This is a genomic window from Actinomadura fibrosa, from assembly GCF_900659615.1.
GTDB lineage: Bacteria > Actinomycetota > Actinomycetes > Streptosporangiales > Streptosporangiaceae > Spirillospora > Spirillospora fibrosa.
In genome coordinates this window covers 1-3,324 of record NZ_CAACUY010000464.1, presented here as the reverse complement: position 1 = coordinate 3,324, position 3,324 = coordinate 1, and the positions used below count along the sequence as shown (strand labels likewise).

Genomic DNA, 3,324 nt, shown 5'->3' with positions numbered 1-3,324 from the left:
GACGTAGTAGTCCGACACCCCGCCCAGCGTCAGCCGGTCGTAGTCGATCGTCTTGACGCCCTGCGACTGCGCCTTGCGCTGCACCGCCGCCGCCGAGTTCGAGTCGAGCCCCGTGACCAGCAGGACGCTGACGCCGCCGGTGATCATCTGGTCGGCGATGGTCTGGAACCGCTGGGTCGAGCCCTCGGCGTTCTGGATGTCGTACTGCACGCCCGCCGCCTTGAACGCCTGCTCCAGATACGGCCGGTCGAAGTTCTCCCACCGGGTGGACGACGTCGTGTCCGGCAGGATCACGCCGACCTTGCCCTTGGCCGAGCCGGACGCGGAGTTCGAGTCACCGGAGTCGTCGTCGCCTCCGCAGGCCGCGAGGGTGAACACGGCGGTCGAGAGGACGGCGAGGCCGACGACTCCCTTGCGCCAGATGGCCGGTGCCCATGCTCGTTCACGCACGGTAGCTCCTGGGGGGTGGGGGTCAGGCGCACGCCGCCCGACCAGCGGCGATCAGATTCGCTGCACTGTATTTTCGCCGGTTAATCAGAGTCAAGGACAAACAAGGCCATAAACGGCCACGGTTTATGCGCAGCTCGGACAAACCCCTACGCTGGCGGCCATGGACGAATCCCCCGGCTCCCTCACGTCGCTCCGGGAACGGAACCGGCTGCTGGTCCTGGACACCGTCCGGCAGCACGGCCGCATCAGCAGGGTCGGCATCGCCCGGGCGACCGGCCTCTCCCGGACCACCGTCTCCAGCCTGGTCGCCGGCCTCCTGGCCGACGGCGTCCTGACCGAGTCGGACGACGCGTCCCTGCCCACCGCGTCCCGGGGCGGCCGCCCCGCCACGCCGCTGACCCTCAACCCCGAGGGCGGCGGCCTCCTCGGCGTCCACCTGCGCCACACCGACATCCGCGTGCTCCTGACCGACCTGTCCGGCAACGCGCTGGGGGAGCGGTACCGCGAGGTGGACGTCGACCACCGCCCGGACGAGGCGCTCGACTTCATCGCCGGCACCGCCCTCGACCTCGTCGCGACCGTCGGCCGGGACGCCGGGCGCATCTTCGGCATGGGCGTCGCCGTGTCGGCGCCCGTCCGGGCCCGGTCGCACACGCTGAACGTCCCGTCCATGCTCACCGGCTGGACCGACGTGGACGTCGCCGCCCGGCTCCGCGAGCGCGTCGGGATGCCCGTCCACGTCGGCAACGACGCCAACCTGGGCGCCCTCGCGGAATGGACGTTCGGCGCGGCGCGCGGCGTCCAGGACCTGGTCTACGTGATGCTGTCGGACGGCGTCGGCGCCGGCCTGATCCTGGACGGCCGCCCCTACCAGGGCGCCACCGGGACGGCGGGCGAGCTCGGCCACGTCCCCGTGGTCGACGGCGGCTACGTCTGCCGGTGCGGGAACCGCGGCTGCTTGGAGACCGTCGTCGGTGCCCGCGCCCTCACCTCGGCCTTCACCCACACCCGCGGCCCCGGCACCACCATCTCCGACCTGATCGCCCTGCTCGCCGCCGACGACCCCGGGGCACTCCGCGTGATCACCGACGCCGGCCACATGATCGGGCAGGCCCTCTCGGGCATCTGCGCGATGCTCGAACCCCGCCTGGTCGTCCTCGGCGGCGAGGTCGCCGCCGTCGGCCGCCCCCTCCTCGACGGCGTCCGCCACGTCCTGACCCACCGCCTCCCCCCGGCCCTCAACCAGGGCATGACCCTCACCACCGGCCACCTAGGCGACCGCGCCGAAGCCCTAGGCGCGATAGTCCTAGCCACCCACCAAACCTCAGCCCACCTCCTAACCCCCTGACTTTCCCGAACTCAGCGCTCACCCGAATCACGGGAAGCCCGCCACGGCAAGCGGTACATTCGCGGGATCCGATCGGTGAAGAGACGTTCGCTGCTTTTCTGGTTCGGCGTGTTCGTCGGTGTCGCGGTGTTCGCCGCGGCCGGGACGGTGGCGTATGCGCTGCTGTCTACGTCCGACGGCCCTCTCGCCGAGAGCAATGGCGACTCCCGTGCCGTGAAGGGTTCCGACCCGCGGATCAGTCTTGAGCGGGCCGCGAGCGACCTGAGGCTGCGGCTTCCCGCCTCGATGTCCGAGGTGCGCTATCTGGCCAGGAACGATTCCAGTCCCTACTTCCTGGACGTGTCGTTCGTCATCCCTTGTTCGGACGTCCAGGAGTTCACCGCCGACAACGGCCTCGCGCGCGGGCGGTCGGCGAAGGTCGACTCGATCGAGCTGGAGCAGCTCCGGAAGGTGGCGCGGGATCTCGGGCGCCCGATGCCCGCCGATCGTCCGGCCACCGTCTGGACCAGCGGAGACGGTGGCGATGCGAGTCAGCGGGCCGTGGCCGACGCGCCTTTGAGACCCCAAGCGTGTCAGGTGGTCGGAACCTTTGAGGACTACTCGTAGCGGTCTGGGGTCTGGCCGGGCATCCGCGGGATCTTCTGGCGTCATGATTTTTCTGGTTATGGTCGGCGGGTGGTGGAGTGGCGGGTCGACGGGTTCGATGAGGTGCGGGTGCTGGGGGCCGGCGCGCAGGGGCGGGTGGTGCTGGCGCGGCACACCGGGTCGGGGGCGCCGGTGGCGATCAAGTACGTGCACCGGCGGGACGGGGACGAGGAGGCGATCGAGCGGCTGCGCGAGGAGGCGGTGACGCTCGGAAGGATCACCGACCCGCACGTGGCGCGGCTGTACCGGTTCGTCAGCGGCGAGAGCGGTGCGGCCATCGTGATGGAGGCGGTGGACGGCGTCTCGCTCAGGGCGGTCCTCGACGAGCACGGGAAGCTCGAACCCGAGGCCGCGCTGGTGGTGCTGAAGGGGTCGCTGCTGGGGCTGGCGGCGGCGCACGGGGCCGGGGTCGTGCACCGCGACTACAAGCCCGCCAACGTCGTGGTGCGGAGTGACGGGCTGAGCAAGCTGGTCGACTTCGGTGTGGCCGCGGTGGCCGGGGGCGAGGGCCGGTCGGGGACGCCCGCCTACATGTCGCCCGAGCAGTGGGAGGGACGGCCCGCCTCGGCGTCCGCCGACGTGTACGCGGCGACCTGCGTGTTCTTCGAGTGCGTGGCCGGGCACCGGCCGTACACGGGGACCGGCCTGCCGGAGCTGCGGCGGCAGCACCTTGGTGAGCCGGTCCCGGTCGAGGAGCTGCCCGAGCCGCTGCGGCCGCTGGTCGCGGCGGGCATGGCCAAGGACCCGCGCGGCCGTCCGCCGTCCGCCGCCGACTTCCTCGCGGCGCTGGAGACCGTCGCGGCGGGCGCGTACGGGAGCGACTGGGAGCGCCGCGGCGTCCGGGCGCTCGCCGCGGGGACGGTCGCGCTCGCGGCGCTGTT

The 3,324-nt window shown here is 71.9% G+C and carries 4 protein-coding genes; 3 read left to right on the top strand and 1 reads right to left on the bottom strand.

Annotated features, from left to right (window positions below):
* A partial coding sequence (locus E1300_RS48610) for a substrate-binding domain-containing protein (protein WP_242619899.1) occupies positions 1-450 on the bottom strand: 450 nt, incomplete at its 3' end.
* Between the two features lie 160 nt (positions 451-610).
* On the opposite strand from E1300_RS48610, the gene E1300_RS48605 reads away from it, so the two are divergent.
* The 3 genes from E1300_RS48605 to E1300_RS48595 form a co-directional block, all read left to right on the top strand.
* Positions 611-1,798, top strand: coding sequence for an ROK family transcriptional regulator (locus E1300_RS48605; protein WP_131764021.1), 1,188 nt, complete (start codon positions 611-613; stop codon positions 1,796-1,798).
* 75 nt (positions 1,799-1,873) lie between these two features.
* Positions 1,874-2,404, top strand: a complete 531-nt coding sequence (locus E1300_RS48600) for a hypothetical protein (RefSeq protein ID WP_131764020.1) — start codon at positions 1,874-1,876, stop codon at positions 2,402-2,404.
* A 69-nt stretch (positions 2,405-2,473) separates the two neighbouring features.
* Positions 2,474-3,324 (top strand): serine/threonine-protein kinase (locus E1300_RS48595; RefSeq protein WP_131764019.1); only part of this gene is annotated, 851 nt, incomplete at its 3' end.